Below are 23,043 nucleotides of genomic sequence, written 5' to 3'. Positions count from 1 at the left end.
GAAATAAAAATGCCCCAGATATTAGTCGTCGAAGACGACTTAGATATTGCAGAGCAAGTACTGTTGTTCTTCAATGCATCTGGCTTTACCACTCACCACATCACTGATGGCAGTGCTGTGGTTTCGTGGGTTAAAGCAAATAAACCAGATGCGATAATTTTAGATGTAATGTTACCTAATTTAGATGGCGTGGAGTGCATGAAGCAGATCCGCGCTTTTTCTATGGTGCCAATTATCATGGTAACCGCAAAAGTTGAAGAGGCAGATAGATTAAAAGGGCTAGAACATGGCGCTGATGACTATGTCTGTAAACCTTTTAGCGGTGCAGAGCTGGTGATGCGCGTAAAAGCTATTTTAAGACGCTGTGCACCAGCGCCGGTTGTAAGCGATGCGATGAATTCACCTGCTGCGATTTGCTTAAACGAAGACGCTTTAGAAGTTGAAATAAAAGGTGTGTCTTTGGGTTTAACTAAAGTGGAATTTGACGTATTTAAGCTTTTGTACAAAGCCCCTAAGCGTGTTTTTTCTAGGCAGCAGATACTTGATCATATCCAACCTAATAATTTTGATATTACCGACCGCGTAATCGACAGCCATATCAAAAATATTCGCAAAAAACTGAAGAATTTACAGTTCTCTCCTAAGATAGTCGCTTCCGTTTATGGAGCAGGCTATCGCTATGATGAACGTCAAATCAATTGATTTGGCGTTCATCGCTTTTCTATTAGTTACACACTGTACGTTCACCTTTTCGAATCGAATGGGTGAACACATACACAGATAACTCTCTTGCTTGAATATCTTGCCAAATGCTTTTGCTTGGAACTGGGCATAGAGCGTAATGTAAATATTGGCTTAGTGCTTCACCTTCAAGGGCAATCGCAGAGGGTGTTTGTACGTATACTTGAATAGCATCAGTTGAGTACTTAATTTGATTTAAACGCCATTGACCTAATAAAAATTGCTTTGCAAAGAACTGAGAAATACGTTGCTTAGCAGCTTCAGAGAGGGGTGGGTACTCTATTGGTTTTTCGTAGCTTGCATAATAAAGCCCTGCACTTATCAATAAGATGGCAAACGCCACGTAAATAGGAAGTGGGGACTTCTTGGTTGTTTTAATTTGGCTTTGGCGGTGTTTACGCTCAACAGATTTAGCCCATTGAGCATGCTTTAATGACTCTGACATGGTTTCATTCCACAGTAGTTTATAGTGCTATTTAAGCAATAAAATGTGGTGGAAAAATGGAGAGGTTTATTTTCTGCTTAAAGGGAGTAAGATTCTGATACATAACCCCCCTGACTTTCCTGGTAATGCGTTGATATTCCCAGACATCAATTCAACAAAGCTCTGACAAATTGACAGCCCTAAACCTGAGCCTCCTGATGCGCGGCTTCGAGATTCTTCGACACGATATAAACGGTCAAAGAGTTTGCCAATATGTGCTTTGCCGACACCAGGAGAGGTATCATCGACTTGAATAAACAGCTCTTGCTTGTTTGCTCTTACTTTAAGGCGAACATGGCCTGGGCTGTCTGTATAAAGGCATGCATTAGTAAAAATATTGTTGAGAATTTGGTCGAGTTTTTGTTTATCTACCGTGATTGCAACATCATCTGCAATAACAATGTCAGCAAAAAATGTGAGCTGATGACTGCAAACATAACGACGCATGTCTTGCTCGTATTCAGCAAAAATCTGCGCGGCATTATATTGTTGAAGATTCAATGTCAGGGTTTTATTTTCAGCTTGAGACAACTGGTACACATCTGAAATTAAGTTATTTAGTTGCGCTATTTTGCCATTAATCTTGCTGTAGGCGAGATCGCGGTTTTCTTGAATATCAAGCTCAAGCGCTTCTATATGCAGCTTTAAAACGCTCAGTGGGGTGCGTAATTCATGGGAAATATCAGCAAGCATCTTGTCTTTTTCAATCAAGTTGTATTGATAAAGCTTTGCTTTAAATAATGCTTTTCGATGTTTAAAGTAATAGAGCACTAAGGCAAGGGTGCTAAACAACAAAACAATACCGGCAGTTAGCAACCAAATTTGTTTTTCTAGTCGTTGGTTATTCATTTGTGCCGTAGCGAGTTTATTTTTTTGAATCTCATCATCAATGCGTTGCTGTTGCTCAATAGCTGTTAGTTGCTTTTTGTTTTTTTCGACAGCTTGATTTAAATGCTCTTCAAACAAAGATTCGGCCAGTTTATTTTCAAGCTTTAGCTGCTCTGCTGCTAGTTTGTAATCACCGATAAGTTCGGCATAAATTGCGGTATAGCCATGCTGTTTTTGATTCAATAAGCGATTATCAATACCCACTAACAACTCTTTTGTGCGGCTTAAATAAAGACCAATGAGCTCAGGGTTTTTAAGTGCTAAATGCAGTTCAATTAAATTAAAGTAAGAATAGAGTTGGCTTAACGTTGATCCTGATTTAAGTGCCGCATTGAGACCAGACTCAGCACTGCTGAGCGCCATATGCTGGTTGTCTATCTTCAAATACAATTGCATCAATGTATGTTTAGCTGTAGCCATATTTTCATAAGCCTTTACGTCGGCTAAACGAGTATAGGCATTATTTAATAAAGGGAGCGCTTGCTCCAAATCACCACGCTTATACACCAGCTTGGCAAGTTGTAAGCTGGTATCGGCAATATTCATTTGGTTTTTGGTTTTAATATCAAACTCGAGTGCTTTTTTATAGAAGTACTCAGATTGAGAGAGGTCATCAAGTCTTTGAGCAAGATTTGCTAGGTTATAAAAATTAGTGGCAACCAGTTCATAATTATCGCTGTTTTCTAATAAACCTTGTGCTTTTACCTGATGATGCATTGATTGTTCAAGATCATTGAGTGTGTCATATAGCGAACCTAAATTGCTATGGCTTTGTGCTTGTAGGTTCTTGTCTTCAAGCTCGTTGGCAAGCGCTAAGGCTGCCATATAATGATTTTTTGCTTCTATTGTTTTTACTTGGCGACGATAATTGATCCCCAACTCTTTTTGAATATGGTATTGGTCCTTTTTACTCAGACTAGCTAGCTTCTGAAATGGCAGTAACAGTTCTATCGCCTCGTTATAATGACCTTGTTTACGCAAAAGAGGCGCTTGTGCCATGGCAACATCAGGGCCTGATGTCGTGTTATTTTTATCCTTGTATTGCTCAAGAATAGTGAGAGCTTCACTGAGCTTGCCTTGATTCTCAAGATCAGTGACTTGATTTAATAGAGAGCTTGGCAGTGAGGTTGCTACACACGAAAAAGACAGAAAATACGCAGCGATAAGTAAAGAGTATTTCATTTGCAGTTAGAATAAGCTTAATGTGCGCTTATACTAACCAGCAAATGTGTGCAAATTATGGAGCTATTACCAGCAACCAGTCAGGGTACTTTTCACTCTATTCGTGTGTTGCTTAACGAGTAAATAACTTATACCAACAAGCAATGTATGGCTGACCGCTAAAGCAATCAACCAAGACGATATATTCTGTGTTAATTGATTGACTGTTACTAGGCTAATAAGCATGAAAACTAACGATGAATTTAACACCGTTTGTAGTAACTGCTTAAAACGTAAATGCTTCCAACGACTCCAAACAATCAAAAATAATGCGCTAGTAGGGAGGGCAATTAAAAAGCATTCAAATAAAGTAACGATTATTTGCGCACCTTGATAAGGTGAATCTGTTGTTGCGCCCTGTGAATGGTTTGAGAAAAGCAAAATCAAGCCAAATACTAAAGCGGTAAACATATTTTTAATATTCATTAGTAAACTCTAACCCACTTAAACTCTCAAAGTATTAATTATCAATTTATGCATGTGCGCTAATAAGCTCTTTGGCATTCGCTCGTGCCATTTTACTGATGTTGTCACCAGCAAGTAGTCGAGCAATTTCATCAATACGGCCATCTTTAGACAGTTTACTCATTTGCGTGAATGTTTCGCCGTTTGCAATTTCTTTGGCTACAAAAAATTGTTGATGCCCAGAGCTTGCAACCTGTGGTAAGTGAGTCACACAAATAACTTGGGTCGATTTACCTAATTGGCGTAATAGCTTGCCGACTGCAGAAGCAGTAGGGCCTGATATACCTACGTCAACTTCATCGAAAATAAGAGTTGGGGTTGTAACCCGCTGAGCAATAATTACCTGAATAGCTAAACTAATACGCGATAATTCACCACCAGACGCCACTTTAGACAGTGCTTGCATTGGTTGCCCCGGGTTGGTTGAAACTAAAAATGAGACAGTATCAAAACCCATCGCACTTGGTGCTTTATCGCTAGTTTGTTGGATATCAATCGCAAACTTGCCGTTTTCCATTGATAAGTTCGCCATGCTATCGCTAATTAACTGATTGAGTGTATCTGCGTAACTATGGCGGCTTTCACTTAACTGTTTTGCTGCTTGTTTGTAGTGTTCAAGCGCATTGCTAATTTCGCTTTCAAGTGCCACAAGGCGGTCGCTGTTATAACTAATTGATGCTAATTCTTCGGCAATAGACTGATGAAATTCGACCAGTTCTTCGGGTTTTATGTGATGTTTACGGGCAAGGTCCATAGCACCTGTTAAACGAGTCTCAACTTCGTCTAATCGTGCCGGATCTAAGTCGGTCACATCAACGTAGCTGCGAATTTCACGGCTTGCTTCTTCAACTTGAACGGCCGCTTCACTTAATAACGATGCAATGCTTGAAAGGCTTTCATCATAGCTTGCCAATTCAGCAAATTGCTGAGCACTGTGTTGTAATAACGAACACGCGCTTTGCTCATCACTTTCGTATAAATGCTGTAGCTCTCGCTGACATGATTCTAAAATAGTCTGGCTGTGGCTTAATTTGTGGTGCTCAGCTTCAATCTCTTCAAATTCACCCGGTTGTAGCGCAAATTCATCAAGCTCGGCGACTTGATACTCAAGTAATTGCTTTTGAGCTGCTTGTTGCTGCTGTTGTTGTTCAAGCTGGTTAAACTCTTTAAGTAATGCTTGGTAGGCTTTATAGCGCTCTTTAACATCCGCTAATAGCTGATTGTGGCCTGCATAGGCATCGAGCAGGTGTAACTGATGTTCAGCTTTTAATAGATGCTGGTGAGCATGTTGGCCGTGAATTGAAATTAAATACTGACCTAACTCTTTCAACTGTGCAGCGGTGACGGAGCTGCCATTAATATAACTTTTGCTACGACCATTCTTGCAAATAACACGGCGCAGTAAACATTCACCTTCAGTGCTTGAAAGTAAATGTTGCTCTAAAAAGTGTTGGGCAAGAGGGAGCTGGCTAATATCGAATTGTGCACAAATTTCTGCGCGTTCAGTACCAGGGCGAACAGCACCTGCATCAGCACGTTCGCCTAAACATAATGACAGGGCATCAATAGCAATTGATTTACCCGCACCTGTTTCACCTGTAATGGCTGTCATACCATTGTGCCACTCAGTACTTAAATTACTCACAATGGCAAAGTTTTTAATTTCTAACCCGATTAACATACTGTTTATCCATCCAGTCAATTAACTGTTAATTTATACAGTGTTTTCGGGTTTTGCAAATTAAATTTTTATGCTTTGCTTAATTCTGACAGCTGATTTTCTTGGTATGAATCATTTGGCGCCGGTGTGCTCTGGGCTGGCGGCTGATCATCCTGTAAATCTGTGGGGGGCTGATATTTAATTACTTCGATCAGAGAAGGGAGGGCTTCTTGGTAAAACGCTTTATTGTATTCGATACCATTGTAAGGTAATTCAGCCATAAAATACTGAAGTCGGTCAGCAAGTTGGTCTATTTGTTCTGGGCCTTGTGCTTTACTCGCCTCCATCATGATTGTATTAATCAGTAGGTCACTAATGTATTCAAGGTATGTGAGGTTTTCTTCGTTATGGGCTTGTACAACAAAGTAATTACTGGTGATCATGCTTAGGCGCGAAATATTTTTCGGGCGAATAAGCTTCCCTTCACTAAAGTCGATTAGTTTGTCTTTGAAATCGTTATTAATTTCTTTTACTCGCTGATTAAAACGCTTTTTTTCAGCTTCAATCGCTTTGCGACGGTTGCTCTCAACCATCCAGTAACAACCTAGCAAGGTAATAAGTAATAATAGAGCAAGAAAAACGATATAGCTCATTTCGGCTTAGAATCCTTAAAATAATACAGCATTAAGTTTGAATATTTTGCGCTAATCAAGGTGCCTTGGCAATCAATTGAGATAAAAAAGCCGCTTAAAATAAGCGGCTGCCCCAGTTTAATTTTTTTCTTAATACATTGTAGTAAGAGTATTCTTTAGGGTGGATCAAGCGCAGACGCTTATCTGCCTTTTTTATCACCACTTCATCGCCAGGTAACACAGCTAAAACCACATGACTGTCACAACTCACTTGCAGGCTATCGGTATTTTCAAGGCTGAGCTTTAAACGTACTTCGTTGTCGGCATCAACCACAAGAGGGCGGCTTGATAATGTATGTGGGAACATAGGAACTAATGAAATCGCATTGAGCTCAGGTGTCAAAATCGGCCCGCCACCAGATAATGAATAAGCAGTTGAACCTGTTGGGGTTGAGACAATTAAACCGTCTGAACGCTGTGAAAATACAAAGTCGTTGTTAATAAAGGCCTCAAACTCAATCATGTGGGCAACTTTATCAGCATGAAGTACTGCTTCATTCACTGCCAAGTTTGCACTTTTCAGTTCGGCGTGACGATATACTTCAACTTCAAGCAAGAAGCGTTTTTCTTCGAGGAATTGACCACTTAAGACTTGTTCCAAGCTGGCTTCAAAACCTTCTGGGTTTAAATCGGTTAAAAACCCTAAATTACCACGGTTTACACCAATAACTGCCACATCAAAACGTGCCAAAACTCGTGCAGCACCAAGCATGTTACCATCACCGCCCACGACAATCGCTAAATCTGCTCGTTCACCTAAATCAACGAGTTTGACTAAGTTTTCTGCAGGAACCTCATCAAGCTGGCGGCCAGTTCGTTGTTCTACTAGCACTTCAAAACCTAATGCGCGCAAAAATGTGTGTAGACGACCAAGTGTAGCAGCCGCAGCACTGTGATTAGGTTTGCCAATTAAACCTATGGTTTTAAACGGTGAATCCATGTTATTTGCACTTAAACTTTCATATCGCTAGATTACATTAAAAATTAATGCTTTGAAAATAACTTGAAATAAACTTGCTGTGCCCAAATATCCACTGGCAAGAAGCAAGATGTATAAATTATGAAATTAAATCCGCGTGACCAACAAATTTTTTCAGCTGTAATGAGCCTTTACTGTAACGGTGAAGGACAGCCTGTTGCCTCTACCCGCATTGCCAAACAAAAAGGCATGGCGGTATGTTCGGCAACAGTACGTAACGCAATGGCACGGCTTGAAAAAGAAGGCTTACTTTATTCGCCGCATACTTCTGCTGGTCGCGTGCCTACCAATGCAGGGTTTGATTATTGGCTCAGCGAATTCTTTGCATTGTCAGAAATCGCAACATATTGGCAGCCACAGCAAGCACAATTGGTCGAGCTTGCCCACGGTTTGAGCCAGCGCTATAAAGTGTGCTGTTGTGTGGGATTACCGCAAGTTAGCTCTCAACTGGTTTTTCGTGTAGAGGTACTTGATTTCGATGGCAGTAATTGGCTTATATTGTTAATCGATAGAGCAGGGCAAAGCCATAATATTTGCATCAGTAAACCGGAAGATTCATCGGATGCAGTGCGTTACCAGTTTGCGACTTGGCTTAATACTGTCTTTAGCCAACAAACCTTGATGGAAGGTTTATACCGCATGCAGGCGATGGCAAACACAGCTCCGCATAACTGCCATGATTCACTAACGCAATGGACACGGCAATTAAGTCAAAAGCTTGGTTCCGATAACAGCATCGTGGTAGGTGAAAATTACCTATATCGTCAAGTTGATTGCCAAACCAGTTTGAATATAGGTGTATCGTTTTTAAATTTTGTAGAAGATAAACTCGCTTTCAAAAATGGTTTATCGGTTTTAAATACCGAGCAGTTACCATTTACTGATTGCAATGAGTTAATGGTGATCAGCGTTCCTTACTTTAATAACCATGAATATCAAAGTCGATTTTGTATAATTTGTCCAAAATCAGCGCAAATCGAAGCAATCATCCAAGAATTTGAGTTAATCGGGTCATCCGCCTCTTGAATCTTTTAATTCAATCCCCATAATTACCGCAGTTGTAAAGAATTGGAGCATGTAAGCTATGTCTGAGCAGACAAAATCACCAGAGCAAGAAGTTGAACTAAACGAAGAATTTGAACAAATGCAAGCTGAAGTAGAAGCAGCAGAAAAAGCAGCTGAGCAAGTGGAAGGCGAAGAAATAAGCCCAGAAGCTGAAATCGCATTACTATACAGCGAACTAGAAGCAGCTAAACAAACGATTAACGATCAAAAAGACAGTGTTGTTCGTGCTGCTGCAGATGTTGAGAACATGCGTCGTCGTGCCGCTCAAGATGTAGAAAAAGCACATAAGTTTGCACTTGAAAAGTTTGCTAACGAATTACTTCCAGTTATTGATAACCTAGAGCGTGCAATTGAGTTTTCTGATAAAGAAAATGAGCAGCTTAAGCCTGTGCTTGAAGGTATCGAAATGACTGTGAAAAGCTTTAATGATGCAGTAGCGAAGTTTGGTGTTGAAATTGTTAACCCACAAGGTGAGCAATTTAACCCTGAATTCCATCAAGCAATGTCAATTCAACCAAGCAATGATGTAGCGCCGAATACTGTTCTTGCAGTAATGCAGAAAGGTTATACATTAAACGGTCGTTTATTACGTCCTGCAATGGTTATGGTATCAAAAGAAGCTGAATAAGCTTTAAAGTGATATAAAAAAATGCCTGTTATTCACAGGCATTTTTTTTGTCTAGTTTTCGATGCCAAAGCTGCACCAGTAAGATAAGTATCAGTGCGCTGAACATCATCGCAGAAAATGGAATGGCACTTTGCGGGTGAACAAAAGCAAGGATAGGCCCAACCAAAGCACCGCTGCCGAATCTCAAGGTACCAATCACGGCTGTAGCAGTACCTGACTTTTCCTCAAATTGCATCAGTATCAACGAGTCTGCATTACTCGCTACAATACCTAAACTCATCATCAGCGGGGCGATAGCGGCTACGATAAAATACAGCGATAAATGTATCACACTGAACAACAGTAAGGCAGCGCCAGAAACAAAACCAATAGCAAGGCCAATAAACAAAAGTTTACGAGAGCCCAAACGTGGCACCAAGCGCGTATTCATAAAGTTACCAAACATCAGCGCTAATACATTAAAAGCGAATAACACACCGAACAATTGCTCATCTACTTTAAAAAAATCGAGATATACATAAGGTACCGATGTTAAAAAACAGAAGAATGCAAACGAGGCAAACATCGAGCTGGCAATATCAGCAAGGGCGCTGCGACGTGAAAATACGGTTTTATAACTATTAAAAAACAGTGCTAAACCACGTTGCTGGCTTTTGAAAATAGGGATATCGATTAAATGAATTTGCACTAACGCCAATATTGCAAAGCTATAGGCAGCTAATGCAATAAAAATAACCTGCCATGTTGAAATACCCATGATCAATGAGCCAAGGGTCGGTGCAATTAGCGGGGCAACCATCATAATCATCGAGACATAAGACATGCCTTTGGCGGTGTTTTCTCGATAAATGTGGCGAATAATACCCGGCACTACGACGGTTGCAGCAGCGCCAGTGAATGCTTGCACGGCCCTTAAAGACCAAAATAATTCGATGTTAGTACAGAACGCCAGTGCTAACGAACTAATCCCAAACAATGCTAAGCCCACTTTAGCGAGTAATCGCCTACCAAGCTCATCAGCAATGGGGCCAAAAAACAGCATACCAAGGGCATAACCTGCTAAATAAATGCTAAGCGAGATTTGCACATTTGGCATGGTTGTTTGCAAGTCGTTGGCAATCACCAACATCGCGGGTAAATATAAATCAATTGCCAAAGGCGTAATCGCGACAATACTTGCCAGCAAAGGCAATAAAATGCGTTTATTTAAAGTCTCAGGGGAAGGCATTGTTTACTCATTCATCAAATAGTAGGTCACTATTGTAGCAGTGTGAATCACTGTGGTGAACTTAGTTTGCCTGCTAAGTAAAAGAATTAACTAAATGATAACAACTGAGTGGGTGATTGTTCATTTTCATATAAAATTAAGCAATGCTTTGCTATATTAGCCTCAATTGCACTAAGTATTTGAAGGACTAGTATGAAAAAGTTAATGATGGCTGTGTTAGCAACCGCAGTTTTAGCGGGTTGTAAAACCTCTCCAACAGGGCGCACACAAATCGCACTCTATTCAGACTCGCAAATGAGCCAAATGGGTCAAGCAAGTTTTGCTGAAATGAAAAAAACTCAACCTGTTAATACTGATCCAGGTGTCAATGCTTATGTGAAGTGTATTGCTGATGATGTTATTGCCGTTTTACCTAACGAGTATGCAAAGCAATCGTGGGAAGTAGTCGTGTTTGAAGAAGATTCAGCAAACGCATTTGCATTACCAGGTGGCTATATTGGCGTTCATACAGGTTTATTAAAAGTTGCTGTAAATCAAGACCAATTGGCAACAGTACTAGGTCATGAAGTAGCACACGTTATTGCAGAGCATTCTAATGAGCGTGTATCGCAAAACGCACTTTTACAAACAGGCCTGCAAGTTGGTGGTGCAGCACTAGATATGGGGAATGTGCAATACCGCGGTGAGATCATGCAAGCTTTAGGTTTGGGGGCACAGTATGGTGTTGTCTTACCGTTTAGTCGCTCACATGAATCAGAAGCAGATATTGTTGGCTTAGATTTAATGGCAAAAGCAGGGTTTAACCCAGAGCAATCTGTATCGCTTTGGCAAAATATGAGTGCTGCGGGCAGTAGCGGTACTCCAGAATTTATGTCGACTCACCCTGCACCGGGTAACCGCATTAAAGAGCTTCAAAAGCACATGGCGGATGCATTAAAAGCCCAACAAGCCGCTAAAGCAAAAGGCAAAACCCCACAGTGTAAACTGTAATTAAATCTTCCCAGAGCTGCTTATGCAGCTCTTTTTGTTTCATTTTTCGTCGATTCCTATTATCATCAAATAACTATCTGATTTAATAATAAAAACAATTAAATGGAATTAATATGAAGTATTCTATCCCTACTTTTTTGCTATGTACTTTAGTGTCTTTAACCGCCTGTAAAAGCACCAAACAGCAGCAAACTCAAGCAACTGCCTTAAAGCCTACACCTCCTATAGCGTTAAATGCAGTGCATTTTGCCCTTGGAGTTGAAGCAGATAAAGTTCAACGTGATTGTGTCATGCTTGATAAGTTAGCTAATTCGATTACTGATTCAGCAAAAAATTATTTAGTAACATTAGTTGAACAACAAGAAAAATCCAAAGCAGAGTATGTCGTTGAAGCGAAATATATTGAAATTAACTCGCATAGATGGGTTTTTCCATCGGTGAGACCAAGCTCATCAGCAACTTTACATGTGCAACTTAAAAAAGGTGATGAGATTATAGCTAAAACAACGAAGGAAATTGGTTCAGGAGTTGCTTTTGGTGCCTGCGACCGTTTAGAGAAAATAGCTGTTGCAGGTGGTCGCTATGTGTCTAAATGGACTTCTAATCAATTTAATTAAAACTAAGCCTGTATTCTAGCTGACTATACAGGCTTTAATTTTTATAACTCGTAACTCGTAACTCGTAACTCGTTAGAACGTCCACTCAACGTGAAGCTGTGGTACTGACTCAGTTGTGTCTGTACCTAGTTTGTTGTGCCAATATTGCCACTCAATGCCAAGTAGCAGGGTATTTTCTTTCATGCTCATTGCATGACCTAAGTCCCAAGTAACGATTGGCTGCGCTAAAATCCATGCGTTAACATCTTCGCCAAACTCATTTTCACGTTCAGCAATGTATTCAACATGGCCTGTTACGTTGAACTTTTGAGAACCAATAGTGAATGGGTAGCCCCAAGCAACATCAATCATCCAGCTGTTTGTTTCAGTAGGTGCACCACCACGTGCTACGCCTTCACTGTCATCGATGTAAGCGGTAAATAAAGTAGATAAAAAGCTGAAGCCCGGTGCTTGCCAGCTAAGTTTTACACCTGGTAAATACTTAAGAACTTTTGAATCACCCGCAGCATTAAAACCTGCCGTTAAACCTACATCAGCAATTGCCCCGTATGAGAAATCACTGCCAGAAATTTTTGATAAGCTAAATGTTGAATACCACTCACCGTAAAAGTCTTTATCTTGATAGCCATCTTGACGGTCGTCATTGCTGTAATCAATAAAAAAGAAGTTGTCGCCATAGTCATAACCAGACGCATGCTGTAGTGATACAACTGTGGTATTTGACTTAGTTAATGAAAACGGATTTTTGTGTTCACCGTTATTAACGTGTAATTGCGTAGAGCTCCAATTAGCGGCATAGCTCGAAGTACTTACTGCACAAAGCGCAGCAACAGAAAGGATCTTTTTCAAGTTCATATCTCAATATTGATGGTGTAATGGGGGATATAAAGACAGGATTATAGCAGATACGCCCATATTTGGGCGTATCGAGAGAAAAAATTATTTAACTTATGCTTTATTTCGGCGTAAGCAAATTACTGCAACGGCAGTAAAGGCAAGAATAAAGCAGTAGTAAGAAGAGGTAGAAACTTCCCACGGACTAATTTTGAACGTTGCGCCGAGTAGAAGTGCTTGTGCGCCATACGGCAATGAGCCTTGCGTAACACAAGCAAAAATATCAAGTAAGCTTGCTGAACGCTTTCCTGTAATTTCACCATCATCCGCTAGTTTTTTAGCAATCGGGCCTGCAACTATAATAGACACAGTATTATTAGCGATACATAAGTTACTGGTCATAACCAGTGCTGCAATCCCTAATTGATCCGCAACTTTACGGTGCCATTTTGCAATGATTTTTGTAATTGCTTGAATTTTGTTAGCAATATAATCAAGACCACCATTAATACGGATAAACTCTGAAAGACCGCCAATAAACATCGATAGCAAGAAGATTTCCTGCATATCCGTAAAGCCTTTATAAACATCTTTTACAAAGCTTGCACCTTCATAGCTGCCAGTAAAGCCCATGAGTGCAGCAAAGATAATACCGCTAAACAGTACTACGAATACATTAAAGCCCATAACCGCGAGTATTAAGATAAATGCATAAGGTAATACTAATAAAATATCAAAGTCTTGCGTTTCAACAGCTTCTGCAGCAGGCGTTAAGAAGAATAACAAGCCGATAGTTAATGCCGCAGCGGGTAAGGCAATTTTTAAGTTCTCACGGAATTTATCTTTCATTTCACAGCCTTGCGTGCGAGTTGCCGCAATTGTTGTGTCAGAGATGATTGATAAATTATCACCAAACATGGCACCGGATACAATTGTGCCTGCCATTAGAGATGGATCAATGCCTGTTTTTTGGGCGACGGCATAAGCAATCGGGCCAATCGCACCTATAGTACCCATTGAAGTGCCCATCGCAGTCGACACAACAGCAGCAATTAAAAATAATCCAGGTAGTAACAGAGCAGGTGGAATAAGTGATAAACCGGCATTAACAACGGCATCAACACCACCGGTTGCACCAGCAACCGCAGAAAATGCACCGGCAAGCAGATAAATCAAACACATAGTGATGATGTTGCTATGGCCAGCACCTTTAATAAAGGTTTCAACACTGTGGTTGATGGTATTTTTATTTAAGATAAATGCCAACATAATGGCTGGCAAAATTGCCACAGGAGCAGGCAATTGATAGAAGGCGTAATCGACACCTTGAGACTGTAAGTATAAGCCAGCGCCTAAAAATAAGCCGACAAACACCAAAAGCGGCAGCAAAGAAAGTTTTGCTTTTGTTTTATTAAATGATGGCTGCATCATATTCCTCGTTAGATAACCAATAACACAGCCAAACACTTCTTTTAGCTGTATTTAGTCGCTGTCTTAAACAATGAAAGACAACAACAGCGCCCGCAAGCCAAAGACCAAATCGGCGCAAAGGAAGAAGTTTAAATGTATAGATGGCTAAATGCAAAGACTATCTGTTATTATTGTTGTTCTATTAATAAATCTAAAATTAGCTCTGTATTTTTTATAAGCTAACCTGACTATTACATGAGTTTTCGATAAAATCCAGCCAGCTAAGAAGAATAGATAAGGTAACTATATGAACCGCATAGGTGTATTTGGCGCAAACGGCCGCATGGGACTTGCACTTTTAGAAGCAGTCTCAAAAAAAGATGACGCAACATTAACGGGCGCGTACGTACGCGAAAACTCACCACTTTTAGATATAGCGGTTAATCAATTAAACAGCGCTGCTTCAGCAGATGTATCATTTAGCAAAGAAACAGACGTAAAAGATGCAGATGTATTGATAGATTTCACCTTACCTCAAGGCATGCGCAACCACTTAAAAACAGCGGTCGAAAAAAATATCGCGATGGTAATTGGTACTACGGGCCTTAACCAAGATGATCTTGATACCCTTAATGAAGCTGCGAAACACATTCCGATTGTTTTTGCCCGCAACTATAGCGTAGGTGTGAATTTACTGCTTAACTTAGTGCAGACTGCGGCTGTGAAGTTTGGCGATGACATGGATATCGAAATATTTGAAGCTCATCATCGTCATAAAATCGATGCGCCATCGGGAACTGCATTGGCAATTGGTGAAGCAATTGCTGAGGCAAAAGGCTGGCAGCATGATGAAGTCGCGCGTTTTGATAGAAGCAAAGACGAACACGCAAAATCGCAAAATGAAATCGGTTATTCGGTCATGAGAGGCGGAGATATTGTAGGTGAACACACCGCATATTTCGCAACTTCTGGCGAAAGGCTAGAATTAACTCATAAAGCAAGTTCAAGAATGACCTTCGCGTTAGGAGCTGTAAGAGCTGCAGGCTGGTTGAAAAACAAACCAGCTGGACTTTATGACATGCAAGATGTGCTTGACTTGAAGTAGTTTAGTCTCTTTTTTGGCAGTTTCAGTGAATTTTTCGTTAATAACGCTTATTTTTACTATTTTATTAATTAAGATTAGATCTGAAAGCTAAATTACTGTAGAATAGCGCCAATTTGCCAAAAATTCATAAATGCGTGTTTCCAATCGCTTTAAACGGGCAGTAGAGCAAATGACTTTACTCCCGTTTTTTACTGTTAGGAGGTTAACTTGACTAAATCCGCTCTGTTAGTCCTAGAAGACGGCACAGTGTTTCGCGGTACTGCAATCGGCGCTGACGGCATGTCAGTCGGTGAAGTAGTATTCAATACGTCTATGACTGGTTATCAAGAAATTTTGACTGACCCTTCATACGCGGAACAAATCGTAACTTTGACGTACCCACATATCGGTAATACGGGTACTAACAGCGAAGACGAAGAAGCGGGTCAAATCTGGGCTAAAGGCCTAGTGATCCGTGATTTGCCACTGCTAGCAAGTAATTTCCGTAACGAGCAATCGTTAAGTGATTACTTAAAAGAACGCAATATCTTAGGTATTGCAGACATCGACACTCGTAAATTAACACGTATCTTACGTGATAAAGGCGCTCAAAATGGTTGTATCATTGCAGGCGACGAGTTAGATGAGAATAAAGCGCTTGAAGCTGCGCAAGCCTTCCCAGGCTTAAAAGGCATGGATTTAGCAAAAGTTGTCTCAACCAAGGAAAATTTTGAGTGGCGTGATTCAAGCTGGACATTAGGTTCAGGTTTTAAAACGCTAGAAGCAGCAGACGAGAAGTTCCACGTTGTTGCTTATGACTTCGGTGTTAAACGTAATATCTTACGTATGTTAGTTGACCGCGGTTGTAAATTAACCGTTGTTCCTGCACAAACATCTGCAGAAGACGTATTGGCATTAAACCCAGACGGTATCTTCTTATCAAATGGCCCTGGCGACCCTGAGCCGTGTACCTACGCGATTGAAGCAATTAAAACTTTCCTAGAAACAGACACACCAATCTTTGGTATTTGTTTAGGTCACCAATTACTAGCGCTTGCCTCAGGTGCTAAAACGGTGAAAATGAAGTTTGGTCACCACGGTGGTAACCACCCAGTTAAAGATCTTGACCGCAATGTTGTAATGATCACAGCGCAAAACCACGGTTTCGCAGCTGACGAAGCAACATTACCAGCGAATTTACGTGCAACTCACGTATCATTATTCGATGGCACGCTACAAGGTATTCACCGCACAGATAAGCCTGCATTTAGCTTCCAAGGTCACCCAGAAGCAAGCCCAGGTCCACATGATGCGGCGCCATTATTTGACCACTTCATCGATTTGATGCAAGCACGTTCTAACTAATTTAACCGGAGTAACAATGCCAAAACGTACCGACATAAAAAGCATTCTTATCTTAGGCGCAGGCCCGATCGTTATCGGTCAAGCTTGTGAATTTGACTACTCTGGTGCACAAGCGTGTAAAGCACTACGAGAAGAAGGCTTTCGAGTAATTCTTGTAAACTCGAACCCTGCAACTATCATGACTGACCCTGAAATGGCGGATGCGACGTACATCGAGCCAATTCACTGGGAAGTGGTAGAGAAAATCATTGAAAAAGAAAAGCCTGATGCAGTACTGCCTACTATGGGTGGTCAAACAGCATTAAACTGTGCACTTGATTTAGATAAGCACGGCGTACTGGCTAAACATGGTGTTGAACTTATCGGTGCAACTGCTGATGCAATCGATAAAGCTGAAAACCGTGAGCGTTTTGACTTAGCAATGAAAAACATTGGCCTTGAGTGTCCGCGTGCAGAAATCGCTCACTCAATGGAAGAAGCGCACGATGTACTTAGCCGCATCGGTTTCCCATGTATCATTCGTCCATCATTCACGATGGGTGGTACCGGTGGTGGTGTTGCATACAACCAAGAAGAATTTGATGAAATTTGTGAGCGTGGTCTAGATTTATCACCAACAAATGAACTTCTAATCGACGAATCATTAATCGGTTGGAAAGAATACGAAATGGAAGTTGTGCGTGACAAAAACGACAACTGTATCATCGTATGTTCTATCGAAAACTTTGACCCTATGGGTGTTCATACTGGTGACTCAATCACGGTTGCTCCAGCGCAAACATTGACGGATAAAGAATACCAAATCATGCGTAATGCATCGATGGCGGTACTTCGTGAAATCGGTGTTGAAACAGGTGGTTCAAACGTACAATTTGGTGTGAACCCAGTAGATGGCCGTATGGTTATCATCGAGATGAATCCTCGTGTATCGCGTTCATCTGCTCTAGCATCAAAAGCAACGGGTTTCCCAATTGCGAAAATCGCTGCAAAACTAGCTGTAGGTTACACCCTTGATGAGCTACAAAACGACATCACTGGCGGTAAAACACCTGCGTCTTTCGAGCCGTCAATTGACTACGTTGTTACTAAGATCCCACGTTTTAACTTCGAAAAATTCGCAGGTTCAAACGACCGTCTTACAACACAGATGAAGTCTGTGGGTGAGGTTATGGCGATTGGTCGTAACCAACAAGAGTCACTACATAAAGCATTACGTGGTCTTGAAGTAGGCGCAACGGGCTTTAACCCAATTGTTGCTCTTGATGATCCGAAAGCAAAAGAAAAAATCATCCGTGAATTACGTGAGCCAGGTGCAGAGCGTATTTGGTACGTTGCTGATGCAATGCGTCACGGTATGAGCGTAGAGGACGTTTTCGAACTCACTAAGATTGACCCTTGGTACCTAGTGCAAATCGAAGACATCTTAAAAGACGAAGCAACAATCAGCGAAGTAGGTATGGCTGGTTTAAATGCTGAGTTCTTACGCAAGCTTAAGCGTAAAGGTTTCGCTGACGCGCGTATCGCTGAAATTGCCGGTGTTTCTGAAGCAGAAATTCGTAAAAAGCGTCACCAGTTAGATATCGTGCCTGTATACAAGCGCGTTGATACGTGTGCTGCAGAGTTTAGTTCAGATACAGCTTACATGTACTCAACTTATGATGAAGAGTGTGAAGCGAATCCATCTGACAAAGATAAAATCATGGTAATCGGTGGTGGCCCTAACCGTATCGGTCAAGGTATCGAATTCGATTACTGCTGTGTTCACGCAGCATTAGCTTTACGTGAAGACGGCTACGAAACAATCATGGTTAACTGTAACCCTGAAACTGTTTCGACTGACTACGACACATCAGATCGCTTATTCTTCGAGCCAATCACGCTAGAAGACGTATTAGAAATCGTACGTGTTGAAAAGCCTAAAGGTGTTATCGTTCAGTACGGTGGTCAAACGCCACTTAAACTTGCGCGTGCACTAGAAGCGAATGGCGTGCCAGTTATTGGTACTTCTCCAGATGCAATCGACCGTGCTGAAGACCGTGAGCGTTTCCAACAACTTGTTGAGCGTCTGAACCTTCTGCAACCAGAAAATGCAACAGTGACTTCTTTAGAAGAAGCGGTTGTTAAGTCTGCTGAAATTGGTTTCCCGCTGGTTGTACGTCCTTCGTACGTACTAGGTGGTCGTGCGATGGAAATCGTATACGATGAAGACGACTTACGTCGTTACATGACTGAAGCGGTATCTGCATCAAATGAAGCGCCAGTACTACTTGATCACTTCTTAGATAACGCAATCGAAGTTGACGTTGACGCTATCTGTGACGGTGAACAAGTAATCATCGGTGGTATTATGGAGCACATCGAGCAAGCAGGTGTTCACTCAGGTGACTCAGCATGTTCTTTACCAGCTCATTCATTAACAGCTGAAGTACAAGACGTAATGCGTAAGCAAGTGACAGATATGGCACTAGAGCTTGGCGTAATTGGTCTGATGAATACACAGTTTGCTGTGAAAGACGGTCAAGTTTACTTAATCGAAGTAAACCCACGTGCTGCACGTACAGTACCGTTTGTTTCTAAAGCAACAGGTATCGCACTTGCTAAAGTAGCGGCACGTTGTATGGCGGGTCAATCACTGGCAAGCCAAGGTATTACAAAAGAAGTAATTCCTCCTTACTACAGCGTTAAAGAAGTCGTACTTCCTTTTGCTAAGTTCCAAGGTGTTGACCCAATCCGTGGCCCAGAAATGCGCTCAACGGGTGAGGTAATGGGTGTTGGTGAAACTTTCGCCGAAGCATTCGCCAAAGCACAATTAGGTGCAAGCAACACTTTACCACGCGGTGGTCGCGCGTTACTATCGGTACGCAACAGTGACAAACCACGTATTGTTGAACTGGCTAAAACCATGACTGAATTAGGTTTTGAGCTAGATGCAACAGGTGGCACTGCAAAAGCACTTGAAGAAGCTGGCATTGCAGTACGTCGCGTAAACAAAGTATTCGAAGGTCGTCCTCATATTCTTGATAGAATTAAAAATGGTGAATACAGCTACATTGTAAACACTACTGAAGGTCGCCAAGCGATTGAAGATTCGAAGGTGTTACGTCGTGGTGCATTACAGCACAAGACTAACTATACAACGACGCTGAACGCGGCATTTGCTAACTGTACTGCTAACCAAGCAGACGACCGTAGCAAAGTGACGTCAGTTCAGGAACTACATCAGCGAATTAACTAAGGAAATGTGCCAGGGGCGAGCAATTCGCCCTTTGGATTAAGTGAGAATAATATGCAATCAATTCCGATGACGGTTCGTGGTGCAGCATTACTGCGCGAGGAACTTAACGAATTAAAAACAGTTACACGTCCAAAAATTATCGCTGATATCGCTGAAGCGCGTGAACACGGTGATTTGAAAGAAAACGCTGAATACCATGCTGCTCGTGAGCAACAAGGTTTCTGTGAAGGTCGTATTCAAGAAATTGAAGCGAAACTTTCAAATGTACAAATCATCGATGTGACGAAAATGCCAAAAACTGGCAAAGTTATTTTTGGTACAACAGTGACTATCGTTAACGTTGAAACCGACGCTGAGGTAACTTACCAAATCGTGGGTGATGATGAAGCAGATATCAAAAACAACCTGATCTCTGTTAACTCGCCAATCGCACGTGGCTTAATTGGTAAAGAGGTAGATGATGCCGTTACCATTAAAACACCAAACGGTGAAGTCGAGTACGAAATCATTGAAGTTGAGTATATTTAATAGCTTAACCAAGCATTGATAAAAACCGCAGTTTTATACTGCGGTTTTTTTATGCCTGTTTACAGAGGGAAGTTTATTCGCTAGGTTGGTCGCTTAGCAATCATAATGAAGGAGTAATAATGGCTAAAATTCAATATCCTAAGCCGCTTGCCAAAGGCGATAGTATAGCTATTTGTGCTTTTTCATCGGGTGTTGATAAAGCGTTTCATAGACGCTTAGACACAGTGCTTAGTGGCTTAACTGCTAAAGGTTTTACCGTTATTGAAGGTGCCTGCTTACGACAAGAGCATAATAGCGCTAAGCAACGAGCAGAAGAACTAATGCAGTATTTAACTGATGATTCAATTGCGGCAATTATGCCTCCTTGGGGAGGGGATCTCACCATGGAGATTTTACCTCTTCTTGATTTTAATGCGATAAGTAAAGCAAGACCTAAATGGTTAGTTGGTTTTTCAGATATCAGCACGTTTGCATGTGCATTAACCACTCGTTGTGGCTGGGCAACCTTGCATGCTGCTAATTTAATGCAAATTCACCCAAATGATCCTGATGCTTATTTAGCGGATATTTTCAACGCCATGGCACTTGAAGAAAAGCAGCAGCTGCATCAAGTCGCTGCGCCTTTTTATCAGCAAAAGCCTATTGATTATAAAGCCGAGCCTGATGCTCAATTTGATTTTACCGCACAGAGTCAGTGGCGCTGTATCAATTATAAAGATACACGCCAAATTGAAGTCTCTGGACGATTAATTGGTGGCTGTTTAGATACGCTAGGCTTGTTGTTACCCTCAAATTACTATGCGTTGCATGAGTTTAAAAAGCAGTATGCACCAGAGGGGTTAATTTTATACCTCGAAAATGCAGAGCTCAGTCCAATGGCCCTTGCACGTTGTTTGTTATCATTAAAGTTGAATGATGTTTTTACTGATGTGAATGCGGTGGTGTTTGGTCGCAGCCCTGCAATAAACAACAATTGCTACTTTGATGAATATCAAGCAATCGAACTTGCATTTAAAGGCAATTTGTTCCCGGTTATCGTTGATGCTGACATTGGTCATGTTGCCCCTAATTTAGCACTAATAAATGGAGCTGTTGCCACAATAACGGCGGATTTGTCTGATGGATTGGCGAGTAATGTGGTTGTGAAAACCGATTTAAAATAACAATTATGCAGGCAAAGCCTGCATAATTTCTAAGCGCTTAAACCACAGTAATTACCGCGTCTTTGTCTAAACGCGATTTTGGTAATGCAGCATTATAATCTTGCTCAGGCTCGTGATAACCAATAGCAAGCGCTACTTCACAAACATAACCATCTAACTCATCAGCGAATAGCTCACCGAGTAAGTCTTTATCGACACCTTCCATCGGTGTTGAATCTAAACCTAAACGAGCTACCGTGTGCATAGTATTGCCTAAGGCAATGTAGGTTTGAGCTTTAGTCCAAGCGGCGTTAACACCTTGCTCGTCAGTATTTAAATCAACGAAGGCGAATGCGCCAAATGCTTGCTCTTTGTTTTCTGCCTTAGCGCGGCCATTCTTAATATCCGCATCAATTACTTTTTCATAATCAGCACGTTGATAGCTTGGGTTATAAGCAAATAAAATAGTGTGCGAAGCCGCTTTTGCATGTACTTGGTTAAATTGAAATTTATTTGCAAAACTATCATGTAAACGTTGCTTCGCTTGCTCTGACTCAATGACCACAAACTTCCATGGTTGAGAATTAATAGACGATGGCGACAAGCGTAATGCTTCTAAAATTACAGCTAAGTCTGCTTGGCTAATGTGCTTTGAAGCGTCGTAACGTTTACTTGTGTAACGGCGTTGTAAGTCAGAAATGATTGGGTGTGTCATGGTTTGCTCCCGCATGTATAACAATTAGGTGCAGTTTACGCCTTGCATACTTTACGATAAAGCGCATAATCGAATAAACATTATCAAAAAATTTTAGTTAATATGCTGGTTGAAGATCTCAAATTAATCCTCAAGGTGGCTGAATTTCGCAGTATTACAACCGCGGCAGCAAAATTAGACATGCGAGCCGCTACCGCCAGTGCGGCAATTAAACGTGTTGAAGCAGCGCTGGGTGCAGAGTTATTTGTTCGAACTACTCGTCATTTACGTTTATCTGCGGCAGGGGAACGCTTTTTACCTCAGTGTCAGCAAGCGGTGCTCATGCTTGAGCAAGCGACACTCGCCTTAAAAGGTGAGCATGATGAAATTGAAGGAGAACTAAGAGTCGCATTATCTTCAGACTTAGGCCGCAATATTATTATTCCTTGGTTAGATGAGTTACTTGATGAGTATCCAAAACTGAGTATGCGCCCGCATATTAGCGATAGTAATGTCGACTTTTACCGAGACTCCGTTGATTTTGCGCTTAGGTATGGCTCGCCATCCGACTCAAATTTATATGGCTTTAAAATTTGTAATGTTCCGCGGCTGTTATGTGCAACTCCAGAGTATATTGCCGAACATGGCGCGCCGACACATCCCGATGAATTAAATCAGCATCAAGGCCTATTTTATCAACTGCAAGATATCATCAATAATGTCTGGGAATTTACCGATGGAGCCCAGCGCTTTAAGGTGAAAATGCAAGGCCGTCGAGCATCGAATGATGGTGATTTGGTCAGGCGTTGGTGTGTGGCTGGAAAAGGCCTAGCAGTTAAATCTTGCATTGATATCAGTGATGATTTGCTAAGTGGGCGGGTAGTGCCAGTAATGCAAAATTACCCTCACTTATGTGCAGAGCTTTGGTTAATTTGCCCAAGTCGACAATCCATTACACCTGCGGTTCGTTTAGTGCGTGATATATGCCGAGCAAAAACCAAGGTAATTCTCAATCAATTGATTGAAAAAGGCATTTTAGATAAGCGGGTACTCGATAACTAATTATTTTAGGTATAGAATAGCGAGGCTTATT

The 23,043-nt window shown here is 41.3% G+C and carries 21 protein-coding genes; 11 read left to right on the top strand and 10 right to left on the bottom strand.

The features are described 5' to 3' along the window. Positions 1-9 precede the first annotated feature (9 nt). Positions 10-702, top strand: coding sequence for a response regulator (locus NH153_RS16440; protein WP_063705855.1), 693 nt, complete (start codon positions 10-12; stop codon positions 700-702). Positions 703-724: 22 nt separating this feature from the next. On the opposite strand, the gene NH153_RS16435 is transcribed toward NH153_RS16440, so the two are convergent. The 6 genes from NH153_RS16435 to nadK form a co-directional block, all read right to left on the bottom strand. Continuing rightward, the gene (locus NH153_RS16435; protein WP_063705852.1) at positions 725-1,186 is read right to left on the bottom strand and encodes a hypothetical protein; all 462 of its coding nucleotides are present in this window, start codon (positions 1,184-1,186) and stop codon (positions 725-727) included. A gap of 66 nt (positions 1,187-1,252) precedes the next feature. After that, positions 1,253-3,295, bottom strand: coding sequence for an ATP-binding protein (locus tag NH153_RS16430; RefSeq protein ID WP_063705850.1), 2,043 nt, complete (start codon positions 3,293-3,295; stop codon positions 1,253-1,255). 66 nt (positions 3,296-3,361) lie between these two features. Beyond that, the gene (locus tag NH153_RS16425) at positions 3,362-3,760 is read right to left on the bottom strand and encodes a hypothetical protein (protein WP_063705848.1); all 399 of its coding nucleotides are present in this window, start codon (positions 3,758-3,760) and stop codon (positions 3,362-3,364) included. 46 nt (positions 3,761-3,806) lie between these two features. Beyond that, positions 3,807-5,480 carry a DNA repair protein RecN gene (gene recN, locus NH153_RS16420; protein WP_063705845.1) on the bottom strand — a complete coding sequence of 558 codons (1,674 nt, stop codon included), beginning with the start codon at positions 5,478-5,480 and terminating at the stop codon, positions 3,807-3,809. 68 nt (positions 5,481-5,548) lie between these two features. Then, complete coding sequence (locus tag NH153_RS16415) at positions 5,549-6,112, bottom strand: hypothetical protein (protein WP_063705843.1); 564 nt, start codon at positions 6,110-6,112, stop codon at positions 5,549-5,551. 94 nt (positions 6,113-6,206) lie between these two features. Beyond that, positions 6,207-7,091: an NAD(+) kinase gene (gene nadK, locus NH153_RS16410; RefSeq protein WP_063705841.1), complete on the bottom strand. Its 885-nt coding sequence runs from the start codon at positions 7,089-7,091 to the stop codon at positions 6,207-6,209. 120 nt (positions 7,092-7,211) lie between these two features. Here nadK and NH153_RS16405 point away from each other — a divergent pair, with 120 nt between their 5' ends. Next, positions 7,212-8,156, top strand: coding sequence for a hypothetical protein (locus NH153_RS16405; protein ID WP_063705839.1), 945 nt, complete (start codon positions 7,212-7,214; stop codon positions 8,154-8,156). A 58-nt stretch (positions 8,157-8,214) separates the two neighbouring features. Further along, the gene (gene grpE, locus NH153_RS16400; RefSeq protein WP_063705836.1) at positions 8,215-8,823 is read left to right on the top strand and encodes a nucleotide exchange factor GrpE; all 609 of its coding nucleotides are present in this window, start codon (positions 8,215-8,217) and stop codon (positions 8,821-8,823) included. Between the two features lie 28 nt (positions 8,824-8,851). Here the strand turns inward: grpE and NH153_RS16395 are convergent, their stop codons facing one another. Then, positions 8,852-10,051 (bottom strand): Bcr/CflA family efflux MFS transporter, encoded by a 1,200-nt coding sequence (locus tag NH153_RS16395; RefSeq protein ID WP_063705834.1) that lies wholly within the window; start codon positions 10,049-10,051, stop codon positions 8,852-8,854. Positions 10,052-10,243: 192 nt separating this feature from the next. On the opposite strand from NH153_RS16395, the gene NH153_RS16390 reads away from it, so the two are divergent. Then, positions 10,244-11,041: a M48 family metallopeptidase gene (locus tag NH153_RS16390; RefSeq protein ID WP_063705831.1), complete on the top strand. Its 798-nt coding sequence runs from the start codon at positions 10,244-10,246 to the stop codon at positions 11,039-11,041. 113 nt (positions 11,042-11,154) lie between these two features. Next, positions 11,155-11,658: a hypothetical protein gene (locus NH153_RS16385; RefSeq protein ID WP_063705829.1), complete on the top strand. Its 504-nt coding sequence runs from the start codon at positions 11,155-11,157 to the stop codon at positions 11,656-11,658. Positions 11,659-11,730: 72 nt separating this feature from the next. Here NH153_RS16385 and NH153_RS16380 read toward each other — a convergent pair whose 3' ends face one another. Beyond that, positions 11,731-12,513: an outer membrane protein OmpK gene (locus NH153_RS16380; protein ID WP_063705827.1), complete on the bottom strand. Its 783-nt coding sequence runs from the start codon at positions 12,511-12,513 to the stop codon at positions 11,731-11,733. A gap of 93 nt (positions 12,514-12,606) precedes the next feature. Continuing rightward, the gene (locus tag NH153_RS16375; protein WP_063705825.1) at positions 12,607-13,920 is read right to left on the bottom strand and encodes a Na+/H+ antiporter NhaC family protein; all 1,314 of its coding nucleotides are present in this window, start codon (positions 13,918-13,920) and stop codon (positions 12,607-12,609) included. 289 nt (positions 13,921-14,209) lie between these two features. On the opposite strand from NH153_RS16375, the gene dapB reads away from it, so the two are divergent. The 5 genes from dapB (at position 14,210) to NH153_RS16350 (ending at position 21,277) form a co-directional block, all read left to right on the top strand. Further along, on the top strand, positions 14,210-15,007 hold the full coding sequence (gene dapB / locus NH153_RS16370) for a 4-hydroxy-tetrahydrodipicolinate reductase (RefSeq protein ID WP_063705823.1): 798 nt from the start codon (positions 14,210-14,212) through the stop codon (positions 15,005-15,007). A gap of 207 nt (positions 15,008-15,214) precedes the next feature. Then, a complete protein-coding gene (carA, locus tag NH153_RS16365; protein WP_063705821.1) occupies positions 15,215-16,351 on the top strand; it encodes a glutamine-hydrolyzing carbamoyl-phosphate synthase small subunit in 1,137 nt (378 codons plus the stop codon). A 16-nt stretch (positions 16,352-16,367) separates the two neighbouring features. Next, positions 16,368-19,586 (top strand): carbamoyl-phosphate synthase large subunit, encoded by a 3,219-nt coding sequence (carB, locus tag NH153_RS16360; RefSeq protein ID WP_063705819.1) that lies wholly within the window; start codon positions 16,368-16,370, stop codon positions 19,584-19,586. 51 nt (positions 19,587-19,637) lie between these two features. Continuing rightward, complete coding sequence (gene greA / locus NH153_RS16355) at positions 19,638-20,114, top strand: transcription elongation factor GreA (protein WP_063705817.1); 477 nt, start codon at positions 19,638-19,640, stop codon at positions 20,112-20,114. A gap of 119 nt (positions 20,115-20,233) precedes the next feature. Continuing rightward, entirely contained in the window at positions 20,234-21,277 is a 1,044-nt protein-coding gene (locus NH153_RS16350; protein WP_063705815.1) for a S66 family peptidase, read from the top strand. A 37-nt stretch (positions 21,278-21,314) separates the two neighbouring features. Here NH153_RS16350 and NH153_RS16345 read toward each other — a convergent pair whose 3' ends face one another. Continuing rightward, complete coding sequence (locus NH153_RS16345) at positions 21,315-21,971, bottom strand: nitroreductase family protein (RefSeq protein ID WP_063706191.1); 657 nt, start codon at positions 21,969-21,971, stop codon at positions 21,315-21,317. A 102-nt stretch (positions 21,972-22,073) separates the two neighbouring features. Here NH153_RS16345 and NH153_RS16340 point away from each other — a divergent pair, with 102 nt between their 5' ends. Further along, positions 22,074-23,012: a LysR family transcriptional regulator gene (locus tag NH153_RS16340; RefSeq protein WP_063705813.1), complete on the top strand. Its 939-nt coding sequence runs from the start codon at positions 22,074-22,076 to the stop codon at positions 23,010-23,012. Positions 23,013-23,043: the final 31 nt, after the last annotated feature.

Source organism: Pseudoalteromonas gelatinilytica (assembly GCF_001641615.1).
Lineage (GTDB): Bacteria > Pseudomonadota > Gammaproteobacteria > Enterobacterales > Alteromonadaceae > Pseudoalteromonas > Pseudoalteromonas gelatinilytica.
This window is presented reverse-complemented; position numbering and strand designations above follow the sequence as displayed.

Excerpts from the sequence above, each read along its gene's own strand:
- grpE (WP_063705836.1), top strand. The coding sequence starts at position 8,215 with ATGTCTGAGCAGACAAAATCACCAGAGCAAGAAGTTGAACTAAACGAA.
- NH153_RS16380 (WP_063705827.1), bottom strand. The coding sequence starts at position 12,513 with ATGAACTTGAAAAAGATCCTTTCTGTTGCTGCGCTTTGTGCAGTAAGT.
- NH153_RS16395 (WP_063705834.1), bottom strand. The coding sequence starts at position 10,051 with ATGCCTTCCCCTGAGACTTTAAATAAACGCATTTTATTGCCTTTGCTG.
- NH153_RS16350 (WP_063705815.1), top strand. The coding sequence starts at position 20,234 with ATGGCTAAAATTCAATATCCTAAGCCGCTTGCCAAAGGCGATAGTATA.
- NH153_RS16340 (WP_063705813.1), top strand. The coding sequence starts at position 22,074 with ATGCTGGTTGAAGATCTCAAATTAATCCTCAAGGTGGCTGAATTTCGC.
- NH153_RS16425 (WP_063705848.1), bottom strand. The coding sequence starts at position 3,760 with ATGAATATTAAAAATATGTTTACCGCTTTAGTATTTGGCTTGATTTTG.
- NH153_RS16415 (WP_063705843.1), bottom strand. The coding sequence starts at position 6,112 with ATGAGCTATATCGTTTTTCTTGCTCTATTATTACTTATTACCTTGCTA.
- NH153_RS16440 (WP_063705855.1), top strand. The coding sequence starts at position 10 with ATGCCCCAGATATTAGTCGTCGAAGACGACTTAGATATTGCAGAGCAA.
- NH153_RS16345 (WP_063706191.1), bottom strand. The coding sequence starts at position 21,971 with ATGACACACCCAATCATTTCTGACTTACAACGCCGTTACACAAGTAAA.
- NH153_RS16385 (WP_063705829.1), top strand. The coding sequence starts at position 11,155 with ATGAAGTATTCTATCCCTACTTTTTTGCTATGTACTTTAGTGTCTTTA.
- NH153_RS16435 (WP_063705852.1), bottom strand. The coding sequence starts at position 1,186 with ATGTCAGAGTCATTAAAGCATGCTCAATGGGCTAAATCTGTTGAGCGT.
- greA (WP_063705817.1), top strand. The coding sequence starts at position 19,638 with ATGCAATCAATTCCGATGACGGTTCGTGGTGCAGCATTACTGCGCGAG.
- NH153_RS16390 (WP_063705831.1), top strand. The coding sequence starts at position 10,244 with ATGAAAAAGTTAATGATGGCTGTGTTAGCAACCGCAGTTTTAGCGGGT.
- NH153_RS16405 (WP_063705839.1), top strand. The coding sequence starts at position 7,212 with ATGAAATTAAATCCGCGTGACCAACAAATTTTTTCAGCTGTAATGAGC.
- recN (WP_063705845.1), bottom strand. The coding sequence starts at position 5,480 with ATGTTAATCGGGTTAGAAATTAAAAACTTTGCCATTGTGAGTAATTTA.
- NH153_RS16430 (WP_063705850.1), bottom strand. The coding sequence starts at position 3,295 with ATGAAATACTCTTTACTTATCGCTGCGTATTTTCTGTCTTTTTCGTGT.
- nadK (WP_063705841.1), bottom strand. The coding sequence starts at position 7,091 with ATGGATTCACCGTTTAAAACCATAGGTTTAATTGGCAAACCTAATCAC.
- dapB (WP_063705823.1), top strand. The coding sequence starts at position 14,210 with ATGAACCGCATAGGTGTATTTGGCGCAAACGGCCGCATGGGACTTGCA.
- NH153_RS16375 (WP_063705825.1), bottom strand. The coding sequence starts at position 13,920 with ATGCAGCCATCATTTAATAAAACAAAAGCAAAACTTTCTTTGCTGCCG.
- carB (WP_063705819.1), top strand. The coding sequence starts at position 16,368 with ATGCCAAAACGTACCGACATAAAAAGCATTCTTATCTTAGGCGCAGGC.